Raw genomic sequence first — 23271 nt, 5'->3', positions numbered from 1 at the left:
AGTATGACTAAGACTGAACTGAGAGCATATTATAAGCATTTGAGAACACAGCTGCCTCCAGACAAGGAGTTAGAGCTAAATCTATGTTTACTCCAGCAATTAAAAAGTCTGGAATGGAATAAAGTGAAATTTTGTCATGTCTTTTTACCCATATTGAAATTTCACGAACCCAATACCTTCTTATTGATCGATTATCTGAAAGAAACTCATCCCCACATACAGATTGTCATATCCAAATCGGACATGCGATCAAATAGCATGACCCATTATCGCTATAACGACGCCGTATTAGAACCTAATAAGTGGGGGATACCAGAGCCTGTTGACGGTGTTCATATAGATGAAAAAAACATTGATCTTGTGTTAGTTCCATTATTGATTTCAGATCAATTTGGTCATCGGGTAGGCTATGGAAAGGGATATTATGACCGATTTTTGGCTCTATGTAAGCCAGATGTCCAAAAGGTTGGTCTATCTTTTTTTGAACCGATAGCAGGGATCGAAGATGTGGATATACATGATATCCCACTGGATATTTGCGTGACACCAACAGCAGTATATCGTTATTAAAAAAAGGTCTTTCCTATGACAGAAAGACCCCTTTGGTAGATCATGATAAAGAAGATGATGAAAAGAGCTATCCGGTTGATCGTCGGTAACCGTCTTAAAACCTCTTACTTTTTTAATATAAAATCCTAAATTTAATGGTATTCTGAACCTTTTTAAGTTGCTTAATTAAATCCCGGTCATACTCGCCTTTGATATCCGTAACCGCATAACCGATGTCCGACTTAGTCATTAAAAACTGAGAAATGATGTTGATATCATTTTGTGCATATACCTGATTGATCTGAGCCATGATACCCGGAACATTCTTATGAATATGAAGTAATCTAGTGACATCTTTTACTTTAGGGAGCAGCAAATTCGGAAAGTTACGGCTCATATAGGTATCCCCATTATTAATAAAATCGGCCATCCTTCTAGGGATATATTCCGCATTTCTCTTTTTGCCCTTTTTATCGTCAAAAACAACAATACCTTTTGCATTGCACACCTCTTTATTAAGATGATTTTTAGCATCGCCCAAGACACCAATTGTCTTCAACTTATCTGCGCGAGACAACTGCTCCTCCGATACAGAGATATCTTTCCCCAGCAGGAGCATCCCGACGTCTTTTGTATATTTTTCTTCAAACGTATCTTTGGTACGAATAGAGAAACCATCCCGTTTTAAAATATGGGCTGCTATCTCAGGAACATCGCCAACGATCAGACATAAAATACGATTTTTGGGATAAGAGATTGCACGGGGCAGATTGTTGACATATAGAAATTCATCAAAACTTGGTGTGATAAAATCAGCCCTTTCAGTAACTGTTTTTCGGGAAATATTTTCAGTAAATGCAAAGAATTTCTGGATAAGACCAGATTCTTTTAATTGAAAATCAGAATATCCATCCCCAATACCGTAGATGGTTCCATCTATTTTAAGTTCTTGCAGCAACTTTACTTTACCACCCTCATCCGATAGTGGATTAGACTCATCAAATCCGATGATATTATCATCCTCATCAAAGCGGAAAGTATTGGCATAAATATTTTCTATTTTGATATTGTAAGGAACCACTACAGGAGTAATGAATTCTTTAAATCCACCAGATACAATCCAGGCAGTATCCGCATTTTTTTTGAAGAACTCTCTGTTTCTAGAAAAAGAAGTAGAGACCTTCTTTTTAAGATGTATGATCAGTTTGTCCAAGTGACTTCTATTTGCCTGAAGCAATTTAACACGCCCAGAAAGAGCCTCACGAAAAGAAAGTTTTCCTTCCATAGCCAGATTTGTATATCGCTCAATTTCTAGATATATCTGTTCGCGATCTGGGTGGTGCTCAAGTGAAATCTTGGCCAATTCATCCAAAGCCTCTACCTGCGTAAAGGTGCTGTCAAAATCAATGATGTAATAATTTTTCACGGTTTAGTTTGTTTAGGGTTTAGATTGTTTATTGTTGACTATAACGTGTCGCGATTTCTTTTAAAGTTATATCCAAAGGCTTGTATGTAAAAGGCAATACCTGCTGCAATTTAGCCGCAGAATAAGCTAGCTTTTCACTCGAAGCCCTTGCGCTGTCTTTAGTCAGCGTCGATTTTTCATTTTTTATAGACGCTACCAGTGTTGCAAGAGTAGCCGCAATAGTAAGTACAACTGGAGGTACCGCTATTTTAGGAGGTGTTTTTCCCATAAGCACACTTGCCCTATCCAGTAATGCCTTATTGCTTAAGTTCACATTGTTAATCACAAATCGTTCACCCGAAAGATTCTTATCAGCCATTAAATGACGCATAATAGTCGCTACATCCTCGACATCCACTACCCCGACAGTACCTGTCGGATAATATTTTAGCCCTTTATTTATCAGCGAAAAGATAGCCCCAGAACCCTTACTTCCGGACGCCGCTCCTAATATGACAGACGGATTGACGATAACAGCATCCAGCCCCTCTGCTATCCCTCTCCACACCTGCATCTCACCTTCATATTTAGAAATAGCATAATTGGACATCGTAGGTTCATATTCCCAATAATCCTTCTCATCGACAGGTGCCTGATTTTTGCTTGATCCCAATGCCGCGACCGAACTTACGTGAACTAATCTGGCGCCATGTTCCAAACATAGATTAACAATATGAGCAGTACCTTCAATATTCACCTTTTTCATATAAGCAGCATCCTGCTTTTGATACGATACTACAGCCGCGCAATGGTACACCTCTGTAATATTTGGAAAAGCTTCTTCCAAATCAAAATAGTTACATATGTCGGCATCGATCCATTGGATTAAAGACGAAGATAATAGCTGTTGTGGAATGCTAGAGGTTGAGCGTTTAGTCGCTATTACGTCAATTCCCAAATCGATCAATTGCTTGATCAATGTCGCCCCTAAGAATCCGGTTCCTCCTGTTATTAATATCACATGATAAAGATAACGTTAAAAATAATGTTTTCAAAAGTAAGTTAATAAATGGATATTTGTCTAAGGCAAGGTTTTAACTTTTGATTACCATCAATACAAATTCATCATATGTCGTTATCCGTTTTTTTTACACCCATTGTTGCTCAAGAGCTCTTTCCAGAAGAAGGCTTCTTTCGTTCGCAGCTCGGTCATGTTTTGCGTTTTTATGAAGATCAATTTCCGACGTGGGATAAAGATGATAAACCGCAATTGGCCATTATCGGTGTAGAGGAAGATCGTGCATCAGTAAATAACCAAGGATGTGCAAAGTCTCCAGACGCAATCCGCAAACACCTCTATCAGCTTTATCAAGGAGATTATGCGATTCATGCGGTAGACTTGGGTAATATAAAAGCGGGGGCTACGTTGACAGATACCTATGCCGCATTGCGAGCTGTGGTAGAGGAATTGTTGAGCGAAAATATTTTGCCAATTATTATTGGAGGTGGTCAAGACCTGACCTATGCACAATATTTAGGATATCAACAGCTGGGACAAAAAGTTGAAGTTGCAGTGGTGGATGCCCGATTTGATCTCAACCAGGAAAGTAGTGAACATGTAGCCTTAGATTCGAGATCGTATCTAAACCACATTATTCTTCATGAGCCCGATTATCTGTTCAACTTGAGTAATATCGCTTTCCAGACTTATCTAGTCAGCAAAGAGTCGCTCAATATGTATGATAAGTTATTTTTCAATGCAACACGCGTTGGAGCCATTGCAGGTCGGATGGATCAGTCCGAACCGTTGATACGCGCCGCTGATATGGTTAGTTTTGATATTGGAGCTATTCGCGCATCCGAAGCATGTGGCAATGCCAATGCGATGCCCAATGGCCTATTTGGAGATGAAGCTTGTCAAATCGCGCGCTATGCAGGCATGTCAGACAAATGTTCGTCGATCGGGTTTTATGAATTCAATCCCTCATATGATCCGATGCAACAAACAGCGATGTTAGTGTCACAAATGATCTGGTGTTTTATAGATGGCTTTTATAACCGTAAACAAGATACACCCTTATTGCCAAAGTCATCTTATATCATTTATAGGACGACCCTAGAAAATGAAGACCATGAATTGGTATTTGTAAAAAGTAAAAAATCAGATCGATGGTGGATGCAAGTTCCTTATTTTGGATCCCGATCTGTAAACGAACGCTATCATCTCGTGCCATGTCGTTATGAAGATTACCAAATGGCTGTCACAGGTGAAATGCCCGATCTTTGGTGGCGAACCCATCAAAAACTACAATAGTCTCAATGGTCTGAAAAGGACCATTTTTTATTTATTTAAGCGAATTTATGGAAACAGTGTATATTATAATCGTTATCATTTTATTAGTTGTTCTAATTGTAATTTCCTTGAAAAAGAAGGATTCACAGCAAGATGATAGCCAGTGGAGACAGGAGAAGGAATCAATGGCCATAGAGCTGGCAAAAGCCCAGCAACGCGAACAGAGCTTATTGCAAGAGCGGGCGATGTTGCGCGATGAATTGGAAAAAGAGCGTGAGCATGTTTTAATTGCTGAACGATCTTTGGAAAGCACACGTTCATTCTATGAAGCGCAACAAGATAAATTTCAAGAGCAGAAAGTTGAAATCGCAGCTATTAAGAGTCAGTTTAATGCCGAGTTTCAGGTCATAGCAAATAAGATTTTAGAAGAAAAAACGCTTCGCTTTACAGAAACCAACTCCAAGTCGATAGGATTGATCTTGGATCCGTTGAAGGAAAAAATCAAACTTTTTGAAGAGAAAGTAGATAAGACCTATTCGCAGGAAGCCGCAGAAAGAAATTCTTTGAAAGGTGTTGTCCAGCAATTGATGGAGCAAAGTCTACGGATCAAAGATGAAGCAACCAATTTGACACGCGCGCTAAAAGGAGATGCGAAGAAACAGGGGAATTGGGGAGAGGTCATATTAGAGCGCGTGTTAGAACGTTCAGGATTAGTAAAAGATCGTGAGTTTAGACTGCAGGCATCCATTACCGATATGGACGGAAGACGTCTGCAACCCGATGCCATTATTGATCTACCTGAAAATAAACATTTGATTGTCGATTCAAAAGTTTCTCTAGTAGCCTATGAGCGATGGGTAAATGCCGAAGATGATATCGAACGTGCTGCTTTTGCAAGACAACATATATTATCAGTAGAAAATCATGTTAAAGATCTGTCGGCAAAAAATTATCATGAACTATATGGTATTGAATCTCCAGACTTCGTATTACTTTTTATGCCTATAGAATCAGCATTGAGTATGTCGGTATCTGAAAAACCAGATCTTTTTAGTGATGCTTGGGACAGGAAAGTCGTGATCGTCAGTCCCTCGACGCTGTTGGCAACTTTACGCACGATTGCTAGTATCTGGAAGCAAGAGCGTCAGACTCGTAATGTGATTGAAATCGCTAAAGAAGCAGGAGCACTATACGATAAATTTCACGGTTTCCTTACCGACATGGATCAAGTACAACTTCAATTGCAACGCGCACTCAAAAGTCATGAAGATGCCTCTAAAAAATTATCTTTTGGTGCCGGAAATGTGATCAGACGAGTGGAGAATTTGAAAAAGTTAGGAGCCAAAGCAAATAAGCAAATCGATTCCAAATATTTAGACGAAGAAATAGAAGAAGAGGATTAAACCTCCTCTTCTATGCCTTCATTCATTTTTTTAAGCCTTTTATTGATCGAAATATCAATAGCAGCATCTTTCAAATGATCGATCGCTGCTTTCTCCGTATCGATGGAAGCATCTGCTTCATATTCATCAATAATACGTTGATTGCGGATCGCTCGATCATAAGCATCTCTTCCTGAAAGAAGCTTCACAAATACGGGTAAACATTCTAAGAAAATAAAAAGTAAACCGATAAAGTTCACCGCGTTTTCTGTCGCCTGGTCTACCTTGCCATTTGCCTTTATTTTAAGATTACCTAGCGCCGAGTTTCGGTCAGCAAAACCTGCTAAATTAACAGCACTGTCCAAACTGGCATTTGAAAGTCCCTTCTGGTTCAAAATTCCTTCTACTTTTTGTTTATCCCGGATAACACTTTCTTTGACGCTAACTTTACTCCTTAAGCTATCTAGATACACGCTCGATCTTTCGAGTTCCAGTTCTTTACGCTTAGCATAAGGACCGTATCCGACCACACCCGAAGTTTCCGTGGTTTTATTTCCAAAAATTTCATAGTTGAGTTTTTGACGATCAGCTTTAATATTTGCATCTAAGGAATCCCTTTCAGTCGTCAATGCTTTCAATTGATTGAGTTCAAACGCATATTTTTTATTAAAAATGATATTCAAACTATCCGTTTTCGCACGTTCATTGGCGATGTAAGTTGTTTTTAGATTTTCTCTAATTTCCTTATCAAAGATCTTCAGCTCCAGTGGTCTTGAGATCACGATACCGATTAATATAGCTAAAAGAATACGAGGAAAAGCCTGTAAGAATTGAAATCCTCCAGTCTTTGATTTATTGATACTCAGAACAATATAGCGGTCCATATTGAAAATCATCAATCCCCAGATGATTCCAAAAACAATGGCTAATAACCAATCCAGATAAGTTCCGCTGAAAACAAAATACATGGCATATCCACCCGACATTGCAGCAAATAGACCCGTAAAGAAAATGGTAGCACCTATCGCGACATACTTATTGTGTTCTTGCGGATATTTTTTTAAGGTCTCTTCATGTACACCTGCACAGTACAAGAAAAAATGATTGATACGATTCATTAAAGAAGATTTATTGGTAAAGGGACAATAAAAATAAATAATTGTTTCATTACTTTTCTGGTTATTACAATATTGTGATAAATATACAATTCTTATTTTGATCTTTTTAAAAAGTATTACTTAATCAAATATTTGTAACTTTGCCCAAATTATTGCGAGAATAAAAAAATAAATAATGAAGAAAAAACGACTTTTGCCATTTTTTTTAATTTTGGCAACAGCCTTTGTTGGTTGCGAACAAAAGAAACAAATGACAGACAATCCGCTATTATTGACCTATGATACTCCATTTAATGTTCCTCCATTTGATAAAATTAAAGACGAACATTTCAAACCAGCTTTTGAAGAAGCACTTAAGGTTCATAATTTAGAAATCGATACAATTATTAATAATACTGAAGATCCATCTTTTAACAATACCATTTTGGCGTTAGAAAATGCGGGTAAACTGTTGACAAATGTATCTTCGGTTTTTTCTAATTTAAACTCAGCCAATAGTAACGATAGCCTGAAGGCAATTGCTAAAGAGCTAGCTCCTGTATTGTCTGCGCATCAGGATGAAATCTCCTTAAATGCTAAATTATTTGATAGAGTCAAGGCTGTCTGGTCTAAAAAAGCAACTTTAGGATTAGATGTTGAAGACAATAAATTGTTGGAAGAAACCTATAAATCATTTGTCCGTTCAGGCGCAAATTTGAAAGATGCGGATAAAGAAAAATTGAAAAAAATCAATTCAGAATTATCCTCATTAACCGTACAGTTTGGACAAAATTTGATGACTGAATCAAAAGCATTCGAATTGGTTGTGGATAGTGCTTCACAATTGGAAGGATTACCAGAGGCTTTGAAATCTGCTGCTGCCGACGAGGCTAAAATAAAAGGTAAAGAAGGAAAATGGGTTTTTACACTACAAAATCCTTCTATCATGCCATTCTTGCAATATGCTAAAAATAGAGAATTAAGAAAACAGATCTGGGAAGCATACCAAACACAAGGCAATCATGATGATGCCACTGATAATAAGGAGATCTTGCGCAAGATGGCGAACCTGAGATTATCCAAAGCAAAATTATTAGGTTATCCATCTCATGCAGCATTCGTGTTAGAAGAATCGATGGCTCAAAATCCAGCTAATGTATATGCCTTGTTAAATAAATTGTGGGCACCTGCGCTCACTAAAGCAAAAGGTGAAGCCGCAGATATCGATAAGGAAATAAAAGAAGAAGGCGGAAATTTTGAAGTTGCACCATATGATTGGAGATACTATACCGAGATTATTCGTCAGAAAAGATTCGCTTTAAACGAAGAGGAGATCAAACCTTACTTTAGTTTACCTACTGTGAGAGAAGGCGCATTTGCTGTAGCAAACAAACTATATGGTTTGACATTCGTTGCTCTTAATAATGTTCCTGTTTATCAAAAGGATGTGGAAGTCTACGAAGTAAAAGACAAAGATGGATCACATCTAGGTCTTTTATATGCTGATTTTTTTCCTCGTGAATCTAAAAGAAGCGGTGCCTGGATGACATCATTCCGTAGCCAGAGTAAAACTGAAGGTAAACGCAATGCTCCTGTCATCTCGATCGTTTGTAATTTTACAAAACCTGTAGGTGATGAACCGGCATTATTAACTTTTGACGAAGCAACTACCTTATTCCACGAGTTTGGACATGCCTTACATGGATTATTATCAAATGTAAAATACAGAAGCTTAGCCGGTACTTCCGTGTCAAGAGATTTTGTAGAGTTGCCTTCTCAGGTGATGGAAAATTGGGCAGCAGATCCACAAGTATTAAAAGAGTATGCAAAGCATTATAAAACAAAAGAAGCAATTCCAGATTCTCTAATTGCGAAAATGGAAAAAGCGGGAACTTTTGATCAAGGGTTTGCAACAGTGGAATATTTAGCGGCTTCCTTATTGGATATGAACTACCATGCTGCGACTTCGCCAATAACGGGTAATATCAATGATTTTGAAAAAGGAGCCATGAAGAAGATTGGTTTAATCGATGCCATTATACCAAGATATAGAAGCACTTATTTCCAGCATATTTTTGCAGGAGGTTATTCAGCGGGTTACTATGCTTATATCTGGTCTGAGGTATTGGACTCCGATGCTTTTGCGGCCTTTAAAGAAAAATCACTGTATGATCAGCCAACTGCAGATTCATTCCGTCGTAATATTTTAGAAAAGGGCGGGACAGGAGATGCAGCACAAATGTATAAAACATTTAGAGGTGCTGATCCCGATCCAAAATACTTATTAATAAAAAGAGGATTGAATTAACATTCAATAAAAACAAAAAAAGGAGCAAAAATATTTTGCTCCTTTTTTTTGTTTTTATTCGTCAGATTCAGAATTTATTTTTACATTTGATTGTTATTTATAATTAGTCTAAATATATATAGAGGTTATCATGTTTTAATATTAAGCGAATCATATGTGTCAGTCAGTTGTTCTTAGCCATAAAGGCAAATCCCATATCAGTTATTGCACGAAGTGTAAGACATTTTATATTTGGCAAGACTCTTTCCTCTTGAGTTTAGGATATTTACAGTTTGAGTCTTTTGTCGCAGCCACCATGAGAAGCAATGTAAAAGGTAATTACTTTAGTTTTCCTGACGGTGATATGCGGGTTTTGATTGATACTCCATGTCCAGAAATTGTTTTTGTATTTAACGAAAATGAATGGAATGACTTTGCGGATGCGTTATCTGAATCCACATATATGAGCGAAATTTATCAGATGATGTCTCAATAAAGATAAAAAGTCCTGTAATCCTTTTCCATTTTCTTCTTCTATTCTTTAAAAGGTGTTACAGGCACCAATAAAGTTCCATGATTTGCTGACTGCATGGTCCAGCATAGGGTTGGGACTCTCATTCATCCAATAGTTAAGATCTTGGATGGAATAAAAAAAGGGAGAATGATTAATTCTCCTTTTTTTTATTTAAATGACCGTTACTGTAAAAGTATTCCAACTTGAAGACAGGATATCTCAGGACATTTCTTAATACATGATGCATATCGACAGTTGATATCTTTAAATTTCTGTTGGTGGCTAAGTCTGACGGCAGATGAAGTTCATGTTGTAATTGCTTATATATTTATTAAATTTACTGTTTATAAAAGGATACGAAATTGATCAAACAAGAGATAATAGATAAAGTGCTGGATGCTGCTCGTATAGAGGAGGTTGTAGGAGATTTTGTAGACTTGAAGAAGCGTGGTACATCCCTTATTGGTAACTGCCCTTTTCATCATGAGAAAACACCTTCTTTCCACGTATCTGTATCTAAAGGAATTTATAAGTGCTTTGGCTGTGGTGTGGGGGGAGATGCGCTAAAGTTTGTGATGGAACTGGAAAAATTCTCTTATCCAGAAGGCATCAAATATCTTGCTAACAAGTACAGCATTGAAGTTGAAGAAGTCGAGCGTTCACCGGCACAATTGGCTGCTCAGGATAAAAGAGAGAGCCTGTACGTATTGAGTGGTTGGGCCAGTAAGTTTTTTAAGGACCAAATGTGGACCACGGAAATGGGACAGGTCATTGGACTTCATTACTTCAAGGAACGTGGATACCGCGAGGATATCGTCAAAAAATTTGAATTGGGATATTCTCCCGATAATTGGACGGCATTTGTAGATGCAGCCATGAAGGCCGGTTTTCATCCCGATTACCTCAAAGAGATCGGATTGGCGATCGAGCGCGACGACAAGAGTCTGTATGATCGATTTCGCGGTCGTGTCATGTTCCCGATTCATAATTTAACAGGAAGAGTAATTGGATTTGGTGGCCGGACGTTAAAAACCGACAAAAAGGTTCCTAAATATGTCAATTCTCCGGAAAGCGATATCTACCATAAATCTGATGTGCTATATGGGCTCAACTTTGCCAAAAAAGCCATCATGGAGGAGGATAATTGCTATTTGGTAGAAGGCTATGCCGATGTTATATCTACGCATCAAGCTGGAGTTGAAAATGTAGTGTCATCATCAGGAACATCTTTGACAACAGCCCAAATTCGGCTTATTGCGCGTTTTACTAAAAATGTAACCATATTATATGACGGTGATGAAGCAGGGATAAAAGCATCACTGCGCGGTACCGATATGTTGCTGGAAGAAGGCTTAAATGTTAAGATTTTGCTTTTCCCTGACGGGAATGACCCCGATTCGTATGTGAAGAATTTCGGATCTTCTGCATTTAAAGCATACATAAAAGAAAATCAGCAAGATTTTATCTTTTTTAAAACAAGAATTTTACTTCGTGATAGCAATAATGATCCCATTAAAAGGGCAGAGGTCATCCGAGATGTGGTAGAAAGTATTGCCCTGATTCCTGACGAAATAAAGGTCTCAGTTTTTATACGGGAGTGTAGTAACCTGTTGGATATCGAAGAGCGCATCTTGCTTTCTGAATTGAATAAGATCCGAATTTCCAAATCTAAAAAAGCGGATAAAGATTTCAGCAAGAAGACTCCTGCATCTATGGGCGTAGGTGCTCCTCCGATGGACGGTCCACCGGCTGATTTTTTCATGACAGAAGAAGAAAGAGGTGGTGCGGCAGCCCTCGCGATTGAGACGCCCACACAGCAGATTACCTCGGAGATTCTTCAAGAGCGTGAAATAATACGTATTCTCATCAATTACGGGGATTATCTAGCGACGTGGGAAGGCGATGGTGATATTCCGGTGGCAGGTGTATTATTGAGTAATATTAGTGATGTCAACTTTGAAGATAAAGCGGCAGCTTACATCTTAAATGTTTACCGAGAAGCGGTCGAAAAGTTTGAAATACCAGAAGCAAAGCAGTTTTATTCCAATCCCGATGCGGCAGTTGCTGAACTTGCTATTAATTGCGTGGCATCAAAATACAATTTAAGCGAGAACTGGAACGATGATAAACGTAAAATCTACGTCACCCAAGAGTATGAGCATCTAAAAACACTTGTCGTAACTGCGATCTATCGGATCAAAAAACGTAAAATTTCACGGGAGATGGTCAAGATTCGCGAAGAACTCAAATTGGAGAAAGATGATGCCAATGTGGAAGTGCTGATATTTAAATACCAAAAACTCAAGGAAGCAGAGAAGATGTTAGGGGGACTGCTTGGAAATATTGTCGTCAAGTAACCTATGGCAAAGCATCTTGATTTTGGAAAATTGGGAGAGTCATATGCAGAAAAATTCCTGCAGGATCTAGGTTGTGAAATTTTGTTAAGAAATTGGCGGTGTAAGAATTTAGAAGTAGATTTGATTGTCCAGGATTCGGATACGTTAGTTTTTGTAGAAGTAAAGACACGCAGTAAAATCGAATATGGAGAACCATTTGAATTTGTAGATTGGAATAAGAAGCGTAAACTGACAAGAGCCGCTGATTATTATTTGAAGAAATATAACGTGAATGGTGAGATTCGATTTGATATTATTTCGATTCTAATCACAGATAAAGAAAATATACAATTAGAACATATCAAAGATGCGTTCTGGAATGAATAAAAGGTTATTTTATATGAAAAAAACACCATATATACTTTTAGGTTTAATCCTAAGCTTAAGTGCTTGTAAAACGAAGAAGTCTGGTAAATTAGAGTTTGCCCAGCCCGATGCAAGCAAATCCATCCAACAAGGCGATCCGATTCAATTTCAACTTAAATTTTCATCATCTGATCTGGATTCGGTTGTCTATTACATAGACAATCAAGTTGTTGCTTCTGGAAAAGATACAGCAGCAGTGCAGGTAGATAGTAAGCATCTGGCTTTAGGTACTCGCAGTATTTCTGCAAAAGTTTATCAGGGCACACAGATTGATAGTGCTAGTGCCTATATCAGCATCGTGCCTCCAGCTCCGAAAGAATATAGTTTTGAAGTTGTGAATAAATTTCCACATGACACCACAGCCTTTACACAAGGTTTACAATACGAAAATGGATTTTTATATGAATCCACTGGTAGTGGAGGTGGTACAAAAACTTCGATTAGACGCGTTGATCTGAAAACGGGTAAAGTACTGCAGCGAAAAGATTTTGATTCCGAAAAATATTTCGGAGAGGGAATGACCATTGTTGGAGATAAAATCGTGATGTTGACCTGGCAGAATATGGAAGGTTTCGTTCTTAATAAATCAACCTTTGAATTGGAGAAAACTTTTCCTTATACCAATAGTAAAGAAGGCTGGGGAATCACTTATGATGGAAAGCGATTGATCAAGTCAGACGGTACCAATAAGCTTTATTTTTTAGATGCTAATACGCAACAAGAACTAAGTTCTATTGATGTATATGATGAAAATGGTCAAGTAAATGCGTTAAATGAGCTGGAGTATATTGATGGTAAAGTATATGCCAATGTATATGAAAAGGATATTATCGCGATTATAAACCCAGAAACGGGTGTTGTAGAAGGCCGAATCAACTTAGTTGGGATCTATCAACATGCGCAGTATGATAATGAGCTGAACGGTATTGCTTATGATCATGTCGGAAAGCGTTTATTTGTGACTGGAAAACTTTGGAATACACTATTTGAAATTAAGATGATTGCGCGTTAAGCAGTCTTTCAGGTTAAACCTAAAGACAACCTGTTTCAATCAGGTGCTTGAAAGCACCATCACTATAAAAAAGAGAGCATAAAATCTAATTTTATGCTCTTTTTTTATGCCTTGATATTTGCCCTTGTTTGACGACTGAACTGCACTTTCATAAGTATAGGGTATTTGATAGTAGACTAGTTAATACCAACTTTTATTATCCTAAAGATATAAGACAGAAATTATACAGTTATCATAGAGGTTTTCTAGTGCTTTACCTATAGAAACCCTATAGCAACCCTGTATTAAGGCTCTATGATAACTCAAGAAAATAACAAGCAGATGTTAATCATTTATTCCGTTGTTCTTCATGTTATTCCAACATGAATAAGGCTTCAATCGAGCTGTTTTTACATCATTTTTAAACTGTTTTTTGGAGACAGGGATTTAGAGATGAGCTACTTTTTCTAGCCATGCTTTAGAAGCGTCAATCTATCCATAGATGAGGTGCGAATTCTAAGCTATGGATAGATTTTTTTGGATAAGATTTCCTTTTTTTCTTAATTCTTGATGGAGGAAAAATCGGTAATTGTATACCAGCAATGAGTCTTAAAGAAAAAAAACTCAAACGAATAAATTTATTTTACATAGCTGGCAATCTCAAAAGATTATTAAAAGTTTTGAGAATAGACTCAGATACGGTCTTTTATAATTATGGACGTATCGTGTTTGGCTTTATATAAAACTCCATTTTATCACTTAAAGGTTCGAATTCTTCTTTTTCAGCTTGTTCAATACGATCAGGGTATAAGATGCCATATAGGTGATCGACTTCGTGCTGAAAAATAACAGCGGTAAACCCTTCAATATTTTCTTCTATTATTTTGCCATCTTTATTGATGTGCTGTAATCGAATGGTGTAGCTTCTTAATACTTCCTCTCTGCGATCAGGTATGGATAAGCAGCCTTCTACTCCTTTTCTGGTAAATTTTGATCTCCAGATAATTTTAGGGTTGATATAACTTTCAAATGGTTCACCTTCTTTATCAAATCTTTGTACCACGATCAAGTTTTTATTGATTCCTACTTGAGGAGCAGCAATGCCAACGCCTGCATGCGCCGGATCTTGAACGGTAATCAACATTCTTTTTTCTAAAATTGGTATGGATGGATCGTTGTATTTCAGGTCAGAAGACGTTGTGGTCAATATGCTTAGATCTTTTTGATCTGTAATTTGTAATACTCTTAATTGATCAGTTTGTGAACCCTGATTGATGATCGCCAAATCTTCTTGACTAAAATTTTGTCCTGCCTGGATATCTACAGGTCTTTCGTTTTTTTGTTTATGAAATGCTTTTTCTCCAGCCATGATCTTGGTCTCTAAAATGTTTTCTTGTGGTGGTACAGGGCAACGATAACCGTTACTATATGCGCAATAGGGATTGTATGCGGCATTAAAATCAATTGTTGCTTTACCTCCTATAATATCTGTTGTTGCTAAATCAATATAACGTCCACCACTATAGCTTTCTTGACCATTTGTTAAATCTAAAAATGGAAGGAAAAGATGGTTTTTGTACTGAGGATTTTGAAATAGTGCAGCACTTTGATAAACGGTCAATTGATAGGGCTTATTATTCAAGGTGAAATTTAAGATAGCATATCGTTTATAAGGATTGCTGGTACCATCATATGTGGGCATCTTGAAGGTTTCTTCGCCCAATAATAATGTGACATCTGCAGTAACGCGATAAGCTTTGTCAACTGGAAAATAATCTAAAAACTGGACTTGATCTGCTGGCAGTGGGCCAAATTTTGATTTGGATAAGCTTATTGCTTTCTCTTGTCGATCTTGAACAATACGTGTTTGATAATCTTGTGCATTTGCTTTGATACTTGAAGTAATTAAGAAAAGCCCAATGAATAGGGTATATTTCATTCCATTTGATTTAAAGTCTAGCAAATTTATAGATTTTTTTAATTAATCAGGAATGTATTTACTGCAAGAGAAGTTGTATTTTTGTCAAATTATTCAAAACGAGCGTCAGTATGAGATTAATGGCTTTTGATTATGGGACAAAACGTATCGGTATAGCGGTAACAGATCCCATGCAGATAATTGCAACAGCATTGACTACGGTGCATCCGGACGAAGTTTGGAAATTTTTAGAAGATTATCTTCGCATCGAGGGCATAGAAACATTTGTTGTTGGCAAGCCGCTTCAAATGGATGGGACGGATTCCGAATCTGCGATCCATGTTTTAGGTTTTGTACGTCGGCTAAAGAAAACTTATCCTACGATTGAGATCGTTGAGGTGGATGAGCGATTTACTTCAAAAATGGCTTCGGCAGTGATTGCTCAAAGCGGCAAGAAAAAAAATAAAAGACAAGAAAAAGGTATGGTAGATACGATTTCAGCAACCCTTATCTTGCAAACATATATGGAAACTAAAGCATTTTAATATGGCATTAAAAGACATCCTGTTCTTTACAGAGGATATTGATTTTAAATTAAAGGAAAAGGCAAAAATCCGACAGTGGATAATGGATACGATCAAAGCTGAGGGATTTAAACGTGTGGGTGAGTTAAGCTTTATTTTATGCTCCGATGCTTATCTATTAGAAATCAATAAGCAGTATCTGAATCATGACACTTTTACTGATGTGGTTACCTTTGATTCTTCGGAAGAGGAAGAGGTGATCGCAGGCGATATATTTATCAGTGTGGAACGTATTGCTGAAAATGCCGATAAATTTAAGGTAGATAGTAGGGATGAATTGCATCGGGTGATTATGCACGGCGTGTTACATTTATGCGGGTACTATGATAAAAAACCTGAGGACAAAACGCTCATGACTTCCAAAGAGAATGAATATCTAGCGAAAAGGGATTTTTAAAAAACAATAGGATATTGTTACATGAAAATATTCATTATTCTAATCCATATTTTTATTTTAGAATAATGAATATCTACTTAACTTCCATCTTATTATTTCTTATTAGCTTCTTCTGTACTACGGCTTATAGTCAACAAGCACCACAAGGTTGGTTTATTTATTTTGGAAATACTAAAATCAATAAATCAAAATTTTCAATTCATCATGAATTGCAGTTACGGGACCATCAAGTTTTTGGAGATCATAATCAAACTTTATTCAGGCTGGGGCTTCAATACGAAGTATTACCTTGGTTGAGCATCACAAATGGTTATGGTTATATTCATTCGGAATCAAGAGGCGAACCCAATAATCCGTTTCGAGAAAATAGAATCTATCAAGAGGCCTTGGCTAAACAAACTGCTGGAAGGTTCATGTTGAGACATCGACTCAGGTTGGAGGAAAGATTTATTGAAGACCAGGATTTTCGTGGCAGAGGAAGGTATGTCTTTTTTGCTGACTTACCTTTAACAACGCTGAAAATGCAAGAAAATACGATTTACGCTTCCTTTTATAATGAAGTTTTTATCAATCTTTTTCAGGATGACCATATAAAAACATTTGATAGGAATCGCTTGTATGTTGGTGCTGGTTATAAAATAAGAAATAATTTAGGTATGCAGTTAGGCTATATGAGACAGCATGTGGGATCCTCCAAAGGGACGAATCATATTTTATTATCGTTGCATCATCAGATCAACTAGGTTCATAAAAAAAGGCTTTCAACATGATATTGAAAGCCTTTTTTATGAATAGTGCTGGACTAAAATCTTTCAAATTGTGAAAAGAAGAAAGCACCTTCGATCTGTGCATTCTCATCTGAATCAGATCCATGAACTGCATTTGCATCGATAGATTTTGCATATTTGTTACGGATTGTACCTTCTGCAGCATCAGCTGGGTTAGTAGCACCGATCAATGTACGGAAGTCTTCAACAGCATTGTCTTTCTCTAAGATTGCAGCAACGATAGGACCAGAAGTCATAAAGTTTACTAATTCTCCATAGAAAGGACGCTCTTTGTGTACTGCATAAAATGCACCAGCTGTTTCTGTAGACAATTGAATATATTTCATTGCTACGATTTTGAAACCACCTGCAATAATATCATTCAAAATTGCGCCGATATGACCATTTGCAACTGCATCTGGTTTGATCATCGTAAAAGTTCTGTTAGTTGCCATTAATGTTATTTTTTTTGCAAAAGTAATGATTTTCACCAATAACTGAAAGATTAGCGTGTTATATTATTATTATGGATCAATTCTTGTTGATTTTCTTTGGTAAAAGTATTTTCTTGGAGTATCAGGAAATGCGTAACTTTGTATTATTATGGCATTAAATCTAACAGTTGATATTGATAAAGATTCGGGATTTTGTTTTGGTGTTGTCTACGCGATAGATATGGCCGAGGAAATTCTGGAGGAAGATGGTTATTTATACTGTCTGGGTGATATTGTCCATAATGACGAGGAGGTTGCCCGACTTAAGGCGAAGGGATTACGCATCATTGGCCATGATGTATTGCCGACCTTACAGCACGAGAAAGTACTTATTCGCGCACATGGGGAGGCTCCTGAGACATATAAGATCGCATTGGAAAATAACATAACCCTCATCGATGCATCTTGTCCTGTAGTGCTCAAATTGCAAAATAGAATTAAAACTTCTTTTGATCAGGAAGAGAAGATTTTGATTTTTGGAAAGCATGGCCATGCCGAAGTAGTTGGGCTGCAAGGACAGACGAACAATGAAGCTTTGGTTTTTCAAGATATTGCAGAATTGGACGATGCAGACTTGCCCGCTTCCTTTACACTTTATAGCCAGACCACCAAGAGTGTTGATAAATTTTATCAGATCAAAGATGAATTGATCAAGAGAGGGTATGAAGTGAAAGCCAATGATACCATTTGTCGTCAAGTATCTAATCGGTATGAGGATCTGGTACATTTCGCTAAAAAATACGATAAGATTATTTTTGTCTCGGGCAAAAAATCGTCCAATGGTAAAGTGCTTTTTGAAGTATGTCTTAAAGAAAATTCCAATACTTATTTTGTTTCGGAAGTAGGAGAAATTGACATTCAAGTATTTCAAGAAAATGATCGTGTGGGTATATGTGGGGCCACATCTACACCGATGTGGCTGATGCAAGAAGTCAAATCTTTTTTGGAAGCAGTATAACCTTGTAAATCCTTGTAAATCTCAAGTCATAAATATTTCATTTTGTCCTAGATAGCCCTATCTACCATGTAATTTGCTTACTTTTGTTTCTAATGAGTAAGAAAGCTACCAAAGGAATTTTATTAGTTCAGCTGGGGACTCCAGATAGTCCTGCAACATCAGATGTTAGAAAATATTTAACGGAATTTTTAATGGATGGAAGAGTTATTGATATTCCTTATATCAATAGGACTCTTTTAGTCAAAGGAATTATCGCTCCGACGCGTGCGCCAAAGTCAGCCAAGATATACAAAACGATCTGGGATGAGCAAACCGGTTCTCCGTTGATGCATTACAGTGTCATCCAACGTGATTTATTGCAAGAATCATTGGGGGATGAATATCATGTTGAGCTCGCGATGCGTTATCAGAATCCTTCTATTGAAAATGCGTTGAAGAACCTGGAGGGTATGATGTTAGATTCTATACGTGTTATTCCCTTGTTTCCACAGTATGCTTCGGCAACTAGTGGGTCGGTTATCGACCGTGTGATGGAATTGATTCGTAAATGGAATTATTTGCCAAGTATGAGTTTTGTCAGCAGCTATTGTCAAGAGCCATTGATGATTGAGACCTTCGCGGATCACGCTAGGCAGCATGATATTGCTCGTTTTGATCACATAGTCTTCAGTTATCATGGGCTTCCTGTGCGTCAATTGGGTAAAGTAGATCCGACTAAGCAGTTAGTTTGTCCGGAAGATGGTTGTGATTCTTGTAAAAATACGGTCAATTCTTTTTGCTATTTGTCACAATGTCATGCTACTACACGTGCGATCGCTCAGGAACTGGGTTTGCAAAAGGATCAATATAGCATCTGTTTTCAATCAAGATTAGGGAAAGAACCTTGGATTCAGCCTTATACATCTACATTATTAGAGAATTTAGCGGAGCAGGGCAAGAAAAAGCTTTTAGTGTTTAGTCCAGCGTTTGTTGCGGATTGTATCGAAACGATTGACGAGATTGGCGTGGAATATGCTAATGAATTTAAACATTTAGGAGGCGAGGAGGTTCAACTTGTTGAAAGTCTAAACGGTGACCCTAAATGGATTGCAGCATTAAAGCGTATCGCTTTGGATGCTTAATATAAATTCATAAACAATGATGTTAATAATTAATGTATTTGTACTTCTAATATTAGATTTTTATATCTTTTTTGCATTGAAGGCTACTAAAATCAAATTTGCAAAAACTAAAACTTTTGCAATACTTTGGTGGAGCTATTCAATTCTATTGTCTTTGGGAGTTATAATATCCTTTAAGTTTAATATACCGTTGACGGTAAGATCGATCTTTTTAGTTGCATTTTTTCTGACAGCAGCCTCTAAGTTTTTCTTTTTCTTTGTACTTATTTTAGATGACATAAGAAGAGGGGGATTGTGGTTGACGAGATTGGTTACTCCCAAAAAAACGGTTAAACAGGCGGTTAATGTATTGGAAATGCCAATAGCAGAAGAGCCTGTGAAAGGGATAACACGTTCGGATTTTTTAACAAAAGCAGGAATTCTTGTTGGTGCTTCACCATTAGTACCTTTAAGCTGGGGAATTATTTCTGGAGCTTATGATTATCGGGTTCGTCGTCAAAAATTATACTTACCAAATTTACCGGCAGCATTTCATGGTATGACGATCGGTCAAATTTCAGATGTGCATTCGGGTTCATTTTACAATAGAAAAGCCGTTAATGGCGGAGTTGATTTATTATTGAATGAAAAACCGGATACTATTTTCTTTACCGGTGATTTGGTCAATAATGTTGCTTCGGAGATGCGGGATTATCAGGATATTTTCTCACGCGTAAAGGCTGATCTAGGTGTATTTTCTACTTTAGGAAATCATGATTATGGCGATTACTATTTTGGGAAAGAAGATTCAGCCGCTAAGAGAAAGAATCTTCAAGATTTGATACAGACCCATAAAGTAATGGGTTGGGATCTTTTGAATGATGAAAATCGGATCTTAAAAGTTAATCATGAGGAATTAGCGATTATCGGCGTTGAGAATTGGGGTACGGGAAGATTTCCTAAGCATGGAGATTTGAAAAAAGCCTTATTAGGGACTGAAGAGCAAGCAGTTAAATTACTTCTTTCCCATGATCCTTCACATTGGCGTGCTCAGGTACTCGATACTGATGTAGATGTTATGTTTGCTGGACATACGCACGGTATGCAGTTTGGTGTCCGTTTTAAAAATGTACAATGGAGCCCAGCTAAATATGTATATAAAGAGTGGGCGGGGTTGTACAAAGAGAAAGAAAATAAACAACTTTATGTGAATGTGGGCTATGGGTTTTTAGGATATCCGGGCCGTGTCGGTATCTTGCCTGAAATCACTATTTTTGAACTCGTTAAAGGAAATGATCCTAAAGGTCTTGTATAAATAGAATTGTATATTGGTATTCTACGAGCAATAAACGAGTATGATTATTTGACTTTATATGCGACAATCCTATTCAGTATAAAAAAATAAGCACTCCATCGAGTGCTTATTTTTTTATATTCCCATTCTGTTTAACAGCGTAATTACTATCTTTAAGGATTAAATTATGAAAAAGAAATAAGACCATGCAGCAAACATTCGAAATTAATTCGGATCCCCATACTCGGTTGAATATACTGACCGGTGAACGCGTTCTCGTATCTCCACATCGAAGTAAAAGACCTTGGCAAGGACAAGTTGAAGATGACAATCAAGAGCAAAGACCAGCATATGATTCAAAGTGCTATTTGTGCCCAACAAACGAAAGGGCAGATGGCGATGTTAATCCCGATTATAAGGAAAGTTTTGTTTTTGTAAACGACTTTTCGGCTCTTTTAAAGGATACACCTACGGCAGATATCAATGAAGAAGAACTTTTTATTGCTGAATCTGAAAAAGGTATTTGTAAGGTTATTGCCTTTTCACCGCGGCATGATCTGACGCTTCCTGAAATGTCGGTACCTGCGATTAAAGCTGTTGTAGATGTTTGGCAAGCGGAATTTGTTAATTTGGCAAAATATGATTGGATAAAATATATTCAAATATTTGAAAATAAAGGTTCCATAATGGGCTGTAGTAATCCGCATCCGCATGGTCAGATATGGTCGCAAAATCATGTTCCCGTGGAGCTTCAGAAAGAGTCTAAAAATCAAAAAAAATATTTTGATCAGCATGGTAAAACGATGTTAAGTGCGTATGTGGAGGCTGAATTAAAAAAGCAAGAACGTATTATTGAAGAGAATGACTCTTTTGTAGCGTTGGTTCCTTTTTGGGCTTCTTGGCCATATGAAACAATGATTGTGAGTAAAAGAGCGATACAGAATATCGTCGCTTTTTCGGAAAAGGAAAAAGAAGATCTGGCGGCAATTTTGAAGTTGTTGACTACCCGTTATGATAATCTTTTTAACACATCTTTTCCGTATTCGGCGGGTATGCACCAAGCGCCGGTAAATAGTGGTGACTTTCCAGAATGGCACTGGCATATGCATTTTTACCCACCCTTATTACGATCAGCTACTGTTAAAAAATTTATGGTAGGCTACGAAATGCTTGCAAATCCGCAACGTGATATTACTCCTGAATTTGCTGCTCAACAACTAAGAAACTGTTCTACGACCCATTATAAAAACGTATAAAAAATGATCACAAAAGAATCCATACAAAATAAATTTAAATCTATTTTTCAAGAAGAACCTATTATTGTACGCTCCCCGGGCAGAATTAATATTATTGGTGAACATACCGATTATAATGATGGTTTTGTATTGCCGGCAGCTATTGATAAAGCTGTTTATATTGCTGTTTCGAAAAGGAACGATGATTTGATTTCTTTGTATGCTGAAGATTATAAGGCTACATATGAAGTTGAATTAAATCGCATTGCTCCTTCAGATCTACAATGGCCAAATTATATTCTGGGAGTGGTGGATCAAATCCAGAAGAGGGGGCTGAACGTTGGGGGATTTAATCTTTATATTGATGGTGATGTACCTTTGGGAGCAGGATTATCTTCTTCTGCAGCTGTTGAGTGTGCGACAACATTGGCCTTAAGTGAACTTTTTGAATTGCATATAGAACGTTTGGAAATACCTAAGATCGGTCAATTGGCGGAGCATACTTATGCTGGTGTTAAATGTGGTATCATGGATCAATTTGCTTCTACTTTTGGGAAGAAAGACCATGTTCTGAAACTAGATTGTCGTTCTTTAGCGTATGAATATGTTCCTCTAATTTTAGATGGTTATACCATTATTTTGTTGAATACAAATGTGAAGCACGCATTGGGTGATACCGCTTATAATAAACGTGTGGAGCAATGTAAAAAAGCAATTGATTGGATTAAGGAAAAATATCCAGATGTTGTCAATATGCGTGATGTTTCAGTGGCTATGTTGGATGAAATGGTCAAAGGTAAAGATGCCGAGGTCTATACAAAAACAAGATTTGTGGTCGAAGAAAGTGAGCGTGTACATGAGGCTTGTGAACATTTGAAGGCTGGAAATCTGATCGCATTGGGTCAAAATTTATTAGCCTCACACCATGGATTGAGTCAAGAATATGAAGTCAGTTGTGATGAATCAGATTATCTGGTAGATTTTACTAAACAATTTGCTGAGGTATTAGGAGCTCGACAAATGGGAGGTGGTTTTGGTGGATGTACGATTAATATAGTAAAAGATGATTTTGTTGCGCAATTTATTGCTCAAGTATCGCCGCAATATTTCTCAAAATTTGGTAAAGAATTGACTGTTATTCAGGTGAAGACAGATGATGGTACATCGGTTTTGTAAAATCTACTTCGAATAAAAAAAGGTTTCTATGATTAAAATAGAAACCTTTTTTATGATAAACATGTTGC

At 37.2% G+C, this 23271-nt stretch carries 21 protein-coding genes; 16 read left to right on the top strand and 5 right to left on the bottom strand.

Annotated elements, in window-relative coordinates:
• Nucleotides 1-3: 3 nt before the first annotated feature.
• A complete protein-coding gene (locus tag B3P23_RS18000; protein WP_293928532.1) occupies nucleotides 4-570 on the top strand; it encodes a 5-formyltetrahydrofolate cyclo-ligase in 567 nt (188 codons plus the stop codon).
• A gap of 112 nt (nucleotides 571-682) precedes the next feature.
• Here B3P23_RS18000 and B3P23_RS17995 read toward each other — a convergent pair whose 3' ends face one another.
• The gene (locus B3P23_RS17995) at nucleotides 683-1975 is read right to left on the bottom strand and encodes an HAD-IB family phosphatase (protein WP_293928530.1); all 1293 of its coding nucleotides are present in this window, start codon (nucleotides 1973-1975) and stop codon (nucleotides 683-685) included.
• Between the two features lie 28 nt (nucleotides 1976-2003).
• Nucleotides 2004-2975, bottom strand: a complete 972-nt coding sequence (locus B3P23_RS17990; protein ID WP_248754987.1) for an NAD-dependent epimerase/dehydratase family protein — start codon at nucleotides 2973-2975, stop codon at nucleotides 2004-2006.
• Between the two features lie 108 nt (nucleotides 2976-3083).
• Between B3P23_RS17990 and B3P23_RS17985 the strand changes: the two genes are divergently transcribed.
• Nucleotides 3084-4268 (top strand): formimidoylglutamase, encoded by a 1185-nt coding sequence (locus B3P23_RS17985; RefSeq protein ID WP_293928527.1) that lies wholly within the window; start codon nucleotides 3084-3086, stop codon nucleotides 4266-4268.
• Nucleotides 4269-4375: 107 nt separating this feature from the next.
• Nucleotides 4376-5650 carry a DNA recombination protein RmuC gene (locus B3P23_RS17980; protein WP_248754985.1) on the top strand — a complete coding sequence of 425 codons (1275 nt, stop codon included), beginning with the start codon at nucleotides 4376-4378 and terminating at the stop codon, nucleotides 5648-5650.
• On the opposite strand, the gene B3P23_RS17975 is transcribed toward B3P23_RS17980, so the two are convergent.
• Nucleotides 5647-6747 (bottom strand): DUF4407 domain-containing protein, encoded by a 1101-nt coding sequence (locus tag B3P23_RS17975; RefSeq protein ID WP_045752612.1) that lies wholly within the window; start codon nucleotides 6745-6747, stop codon nucleotides 5647-5649. The two genes, B3P23_RS17980 and B3P23_RS17975, sit on opposite strands and share 4 nt — an antisense overlap.
• Before the next feature lie 175 nt (nucleotides 6748-6922).
• On the opposite strand from B3P23_RS17975, the gene B3P23_RS17970 reads away from it, so the two are divergent.
• The 5 genes from B3P23_RS17970 (at nucleotide 6923) to B3P23_RS17950 (ending at nucleotide 13301) form a co-directional block, all read left to right on the top strand.
• Complete coding sequence (locus tag B3P23_RS17970; protein WP_293928524.1) at nucleotides 6923-9034, top strand: M3 family metallopeptidase; 2112 nt, start codon at nucleotides 6923-6925, stop codon at nucleotides 9032-9034.
• A gap of 154 nt (nucleotides 9035-9188) precedes the next feature.
• Nucleotides 9189-9509, top strand: a complete 321-nt coding sequence (locus tag B3P23_RS17965) for a hypothetical protein (RefSeq protein ID WP_045754462.1) — start codon at nucleotides 9189-9191, stop codon at nucleotides 9507-9509.
• A gap of 380 nt (nucleotides 9510-9889) precedes the next feature.
• Entirely contained in the window at nucleotides 9890-11884 is a 1995-nt protein-coding gene (dnaG, locus tag B3P23_RS17960; protein WP_045754463.1) for a DNA primase, read from the top strand.
• Between the two features lie 3 nt (nucleotides 11885-11887).
• Nucleotides 11888-12250 carry a YraN family protein gene (locus B3P23_RS17955; protein ID WP_045754464.1) on the top strand — a complete coding sequence of 121 codons (363 nt, stop codon included), beginning with the start codon at nucleotides 11888-11890 and terminating at the stop codon, nucleotides 12248-12250.
• 13 nt (nucleotides 12251-12263) lie between these two features.
• The gene (locus B3P23_RS17950) at nucleotides 12264-13301 is read left to right on the top strand and encodes a glutaminyl-peptide cyclotransferase (RefSeq protein ID WP_293928520.1); all 1038 of its coding nucleotides are present in this window, start codon (nucleotides 12264-12266) and stop codon (nucleotides 13299-13301) included.
• Between the two features lie 691 nt (nucleotides 13302-13992).
• On the opposite strand, the gene def is transcribed toward B3P23_RS17950, so the two are convergent.
• Complete coding sequence (gene def / locus B3P23_RS17945; RefSeq protein ID WP_248754981.1) at nucleotides 13993-15219, bottom strand: peptide deformylase; 1227 nt, start codon at nucleotides 15217-15219, stop codon at nucleotides 13993-13995.
• A 110-nt stretch (nucleotides 15220-15329) separates the two neighbouring features.
• Between def and ruvX the strand changes: the two genes are divergently transcribed.
• The 3 genes from ruvX (at nucleotide 15330) to B3P23_RS17930 (ending at nucleotide 16922) form a co-directional block, all read left to right on the top strand.
• A complete protein-coding gene (ruvX, locus tag B3P23_RS17940) occupies nucleotides 15330-15743 on the top strand; it encodes a Holliday junction resolvase RuvX (RefSeq protein ID WP_045754465.1) in 414 nt (137 codons plus the stop codon).
• Between the two features lies 1 nt (nucleotide 15744).
• A complete protein-coding gene (ybeY, locus tag B3P23_RS17935) occupies nucleotides 15745-16179 on the top strand; it encodes an rRNA maturation RNase YbeY (protein ID WP_045754466.1) in 435 nt (144 codons plus the stop codon).
• A gap of 65 nt (nucleotides 16180-16244) precedes the next feature.
• The gene (locus tag B3P23_RS17930; RefSeq protein WP_248754980.1) at nucleotides 16245-16922 is read left to right on the top strand and encodes a DUF2490 domain-containing protein; all 678 of its coding nucleotides are present in this window, start codon (nucleotides 16245-16247) and stop codon (nucleotides 16920-16922) included.
• A 59-nt stretch (nucleotides 16923-16981) separates the two neighbouring features.
• Here B3P23_RS17930 and B3P23_RS17925 read toward each other — a convergent pair whose 3' ends face one another.
• Complete coding sequence (locus B3P23_RS17925; RefSeq protein ID WP_045754467.1) at nucleotides 16982-17401, bottom strand: nucleoside-diphosphate kinase; 420 nt, start codon at nucleotides 17399-17401, stop codon at nucleotides 16982-16984.
• Between the two features lie 148 nt (nucleotides 17402-17549).
• Between B3P23_RS17925 and B3P23_RS17920 the strand changes: the two genes are divergently transcribed.
• The 5 genes from B3P23_RS17920 to galK all read left to right on the top strand — a co-directional run bounded on the left by B3P23_RS17920 (nucleotide 17550) and on the right by galK (nucleotide 23203).
• Nucleotides 17550-18398: a 4-hydroxy-3-methylbut-2-enyl diphosphate reductase gene (locus B3P23_RS17920; protein ID WP_045754468.1), complete on the top strand. Its 849-nt coding sequence runs from the start codon at nucleotides 17550-17552 to the stop codon at nucleotides 18396-18398.
• A 92-nt stretch (nucleotides 18399-18490) separates the two neighbouring features.
• Nucleotides 18491-19519: a ferrochelatase gene (hemH, locus tag B3P23_RS17915; protein ID WP_045754469.1), complete on the top strand. Its 1029-nt coding sequence runs from the start codon at nucleotides 18491-18493 to the stop codon at nucleotides 19517-19519.
• Nucleotides 19520-19538: 19 nt separating this feature from the next.
• A complete protein-coding gene (locus B3P23_RS17910; protein WP_414713157.1) occupies nucleotides 19539-20813 on the top strand; it encodes a metallophosphoesterase in 1275 nt (424 codons plus the stop codon).
• 185 nt (nucleotides 20814-20998) lie between these two features.
• Entirely contained in the window at nucleotides 20999-22048 is a 1050-nt protein-coding gene (locus B3P23_RS17905; protein ID WP_084405267.1) for a UDP-glucose--hexose-1-phosphate uridylyltransferase, read from the top strand.
• Between the two features lie 3 nt (nucleotides 22049-22051).
• Nucleotides 22052-23203, top strand: a complete 1152-nt coding sequence (gene galK, locus B3P23_RS17900; protein WP_248754978.1) for a galactokinase — start codon at nucleotides 22052-22054, stop codon at nucleotides 23201-23203.
• The last annotated feature ends 68 nt before the right edge of the window (nucleotides 23204-23271 follow it).

Source organism: Sphingobacterium sp. UBA6320, from assembly GCF_002440335.1.
Taxonomy (GTDB): Bacteria; Bacteroidota; Bacteroidia; order Sphingobacteriales; family Sphingobacteriaceae; genus Sphingobacterium.
Note: the sequence above shows the minus strand (reverse complement) of the source record. Positions and strands in the feature narration are given on the sequence as shown.

Bases quoted from the DNA above. Each gene is read 5' to 3' on its own strand.
- B3P23_RS17925 (WP_045754467.1), bottom strand. From the start codon at position 17,401: ATGGCAACTAACAGAACTTTTACGATGATCAAACCAGATGCAGTTGCA.
- B3P23_RS18000 (WP_293928532.1), top strand. From the start codon at position 4: ATGACTAAGACTGAACTGAGAGCATATTATAAGCATTTGAGAACACAG.
- ybeY (WP_045754466.1), top strand. From the start codon at position 15,745: ATGGCATTAAAAGACATCCTGTTCTTTACAGAGGATATTGATTTTAAA.
- B3P23_RS17910 (WP_414713157.1), top strand. From the start codon at position 19,539: ATGTTAATAATTAATGTATTTGTACTTCTAATATTAGATTTTTATATC.
- B3P23_RS17930 (WP_248754980.1), top strand. From the start codon at position 16,245: ATGAATATCTACTTAACTTCCATCTTATTATTTCTTATTAGCTTCTTC.
- B3P23_RS17955 (WP_045754464.1), top strand. From the start codon at position 11,888: ATGGCAAAGCATCTTGATTTTGGAAAATTGGGAGAGTCATATGCAGAA.
- B3P23_RS17920 (WP_045754468.1), top strand. From the start codon at position 17,550: ATGGCATTAAATCTAACAGTTGATATTGATAAAGATTCGGGATTTTGT.
- galK (WP_248754978.1), top strand. From the start codon at position 22,052: ATGATCACAAAAGAATCCATACAAAATAAATTTAAATCTATTTTTCAA.
- B3P23_RS17985 (WP_293928527.1), top strand. From the start codon at position 3,084: ATGTCGTTATCCGTTTTTTTTACACCCATTGTTGCTCAAGAGCTCTTT.
- B3P23_RS17950 (WP_293928520.1), top strand. From the start codon at position 12,264: ATGAAAAAAACACCATATATACTTTTAGGTTTAATCCTAAGCTTAAGT.
- hemH (WP_045754469.1), top strand. From the start codon at position 18,491: ATGAGTAAGAAAGCTACCAAAGGAATTTTATTAGTTCAGCTGGGGACT.
- B3P23_RS17970 (WP_293928524.1), top strand. From the start codon at position 6,923: ATGAAGAAAAAACGACTTTTGCCATTTTTTTTAATTTTGGCAACAGCC.
- B3P23_RS17965 (WP_045754462.1), top strand. From the start codon at position 9,189: ATGTGTCAGTCAGTTGTTCTTAGCCATAAAGGCAAATCCCATATCAGT.
- B3P23_RS17975 (WP_045752612.1), bottom strand. From the start codon at position 6,747: ATGAATCGTATCAATCATTTTTTCTTGTACTGTGCAGGTGTACATGAA.
- def (WP_248754981.1), bottom strand. From the start codon at position 15,219: ATGAAATATACCCTATTCATTGGGCTTTTCTTAATTACTTCAAGTATC.
- ruvX (WP_045754465.1), top strand. From the start codon at position 15,330: ATGAGATTAATGGCTTTTGATTATGGGACAAAACGTATCGGTATAGCG.
- B3P23_RS17905 (WP_084405267.1), top strand. From the start codon at position 20,999: ATGCAGCAAACATTCGAAATTAATTCGGATCCCCATACTCGGTTGAAT.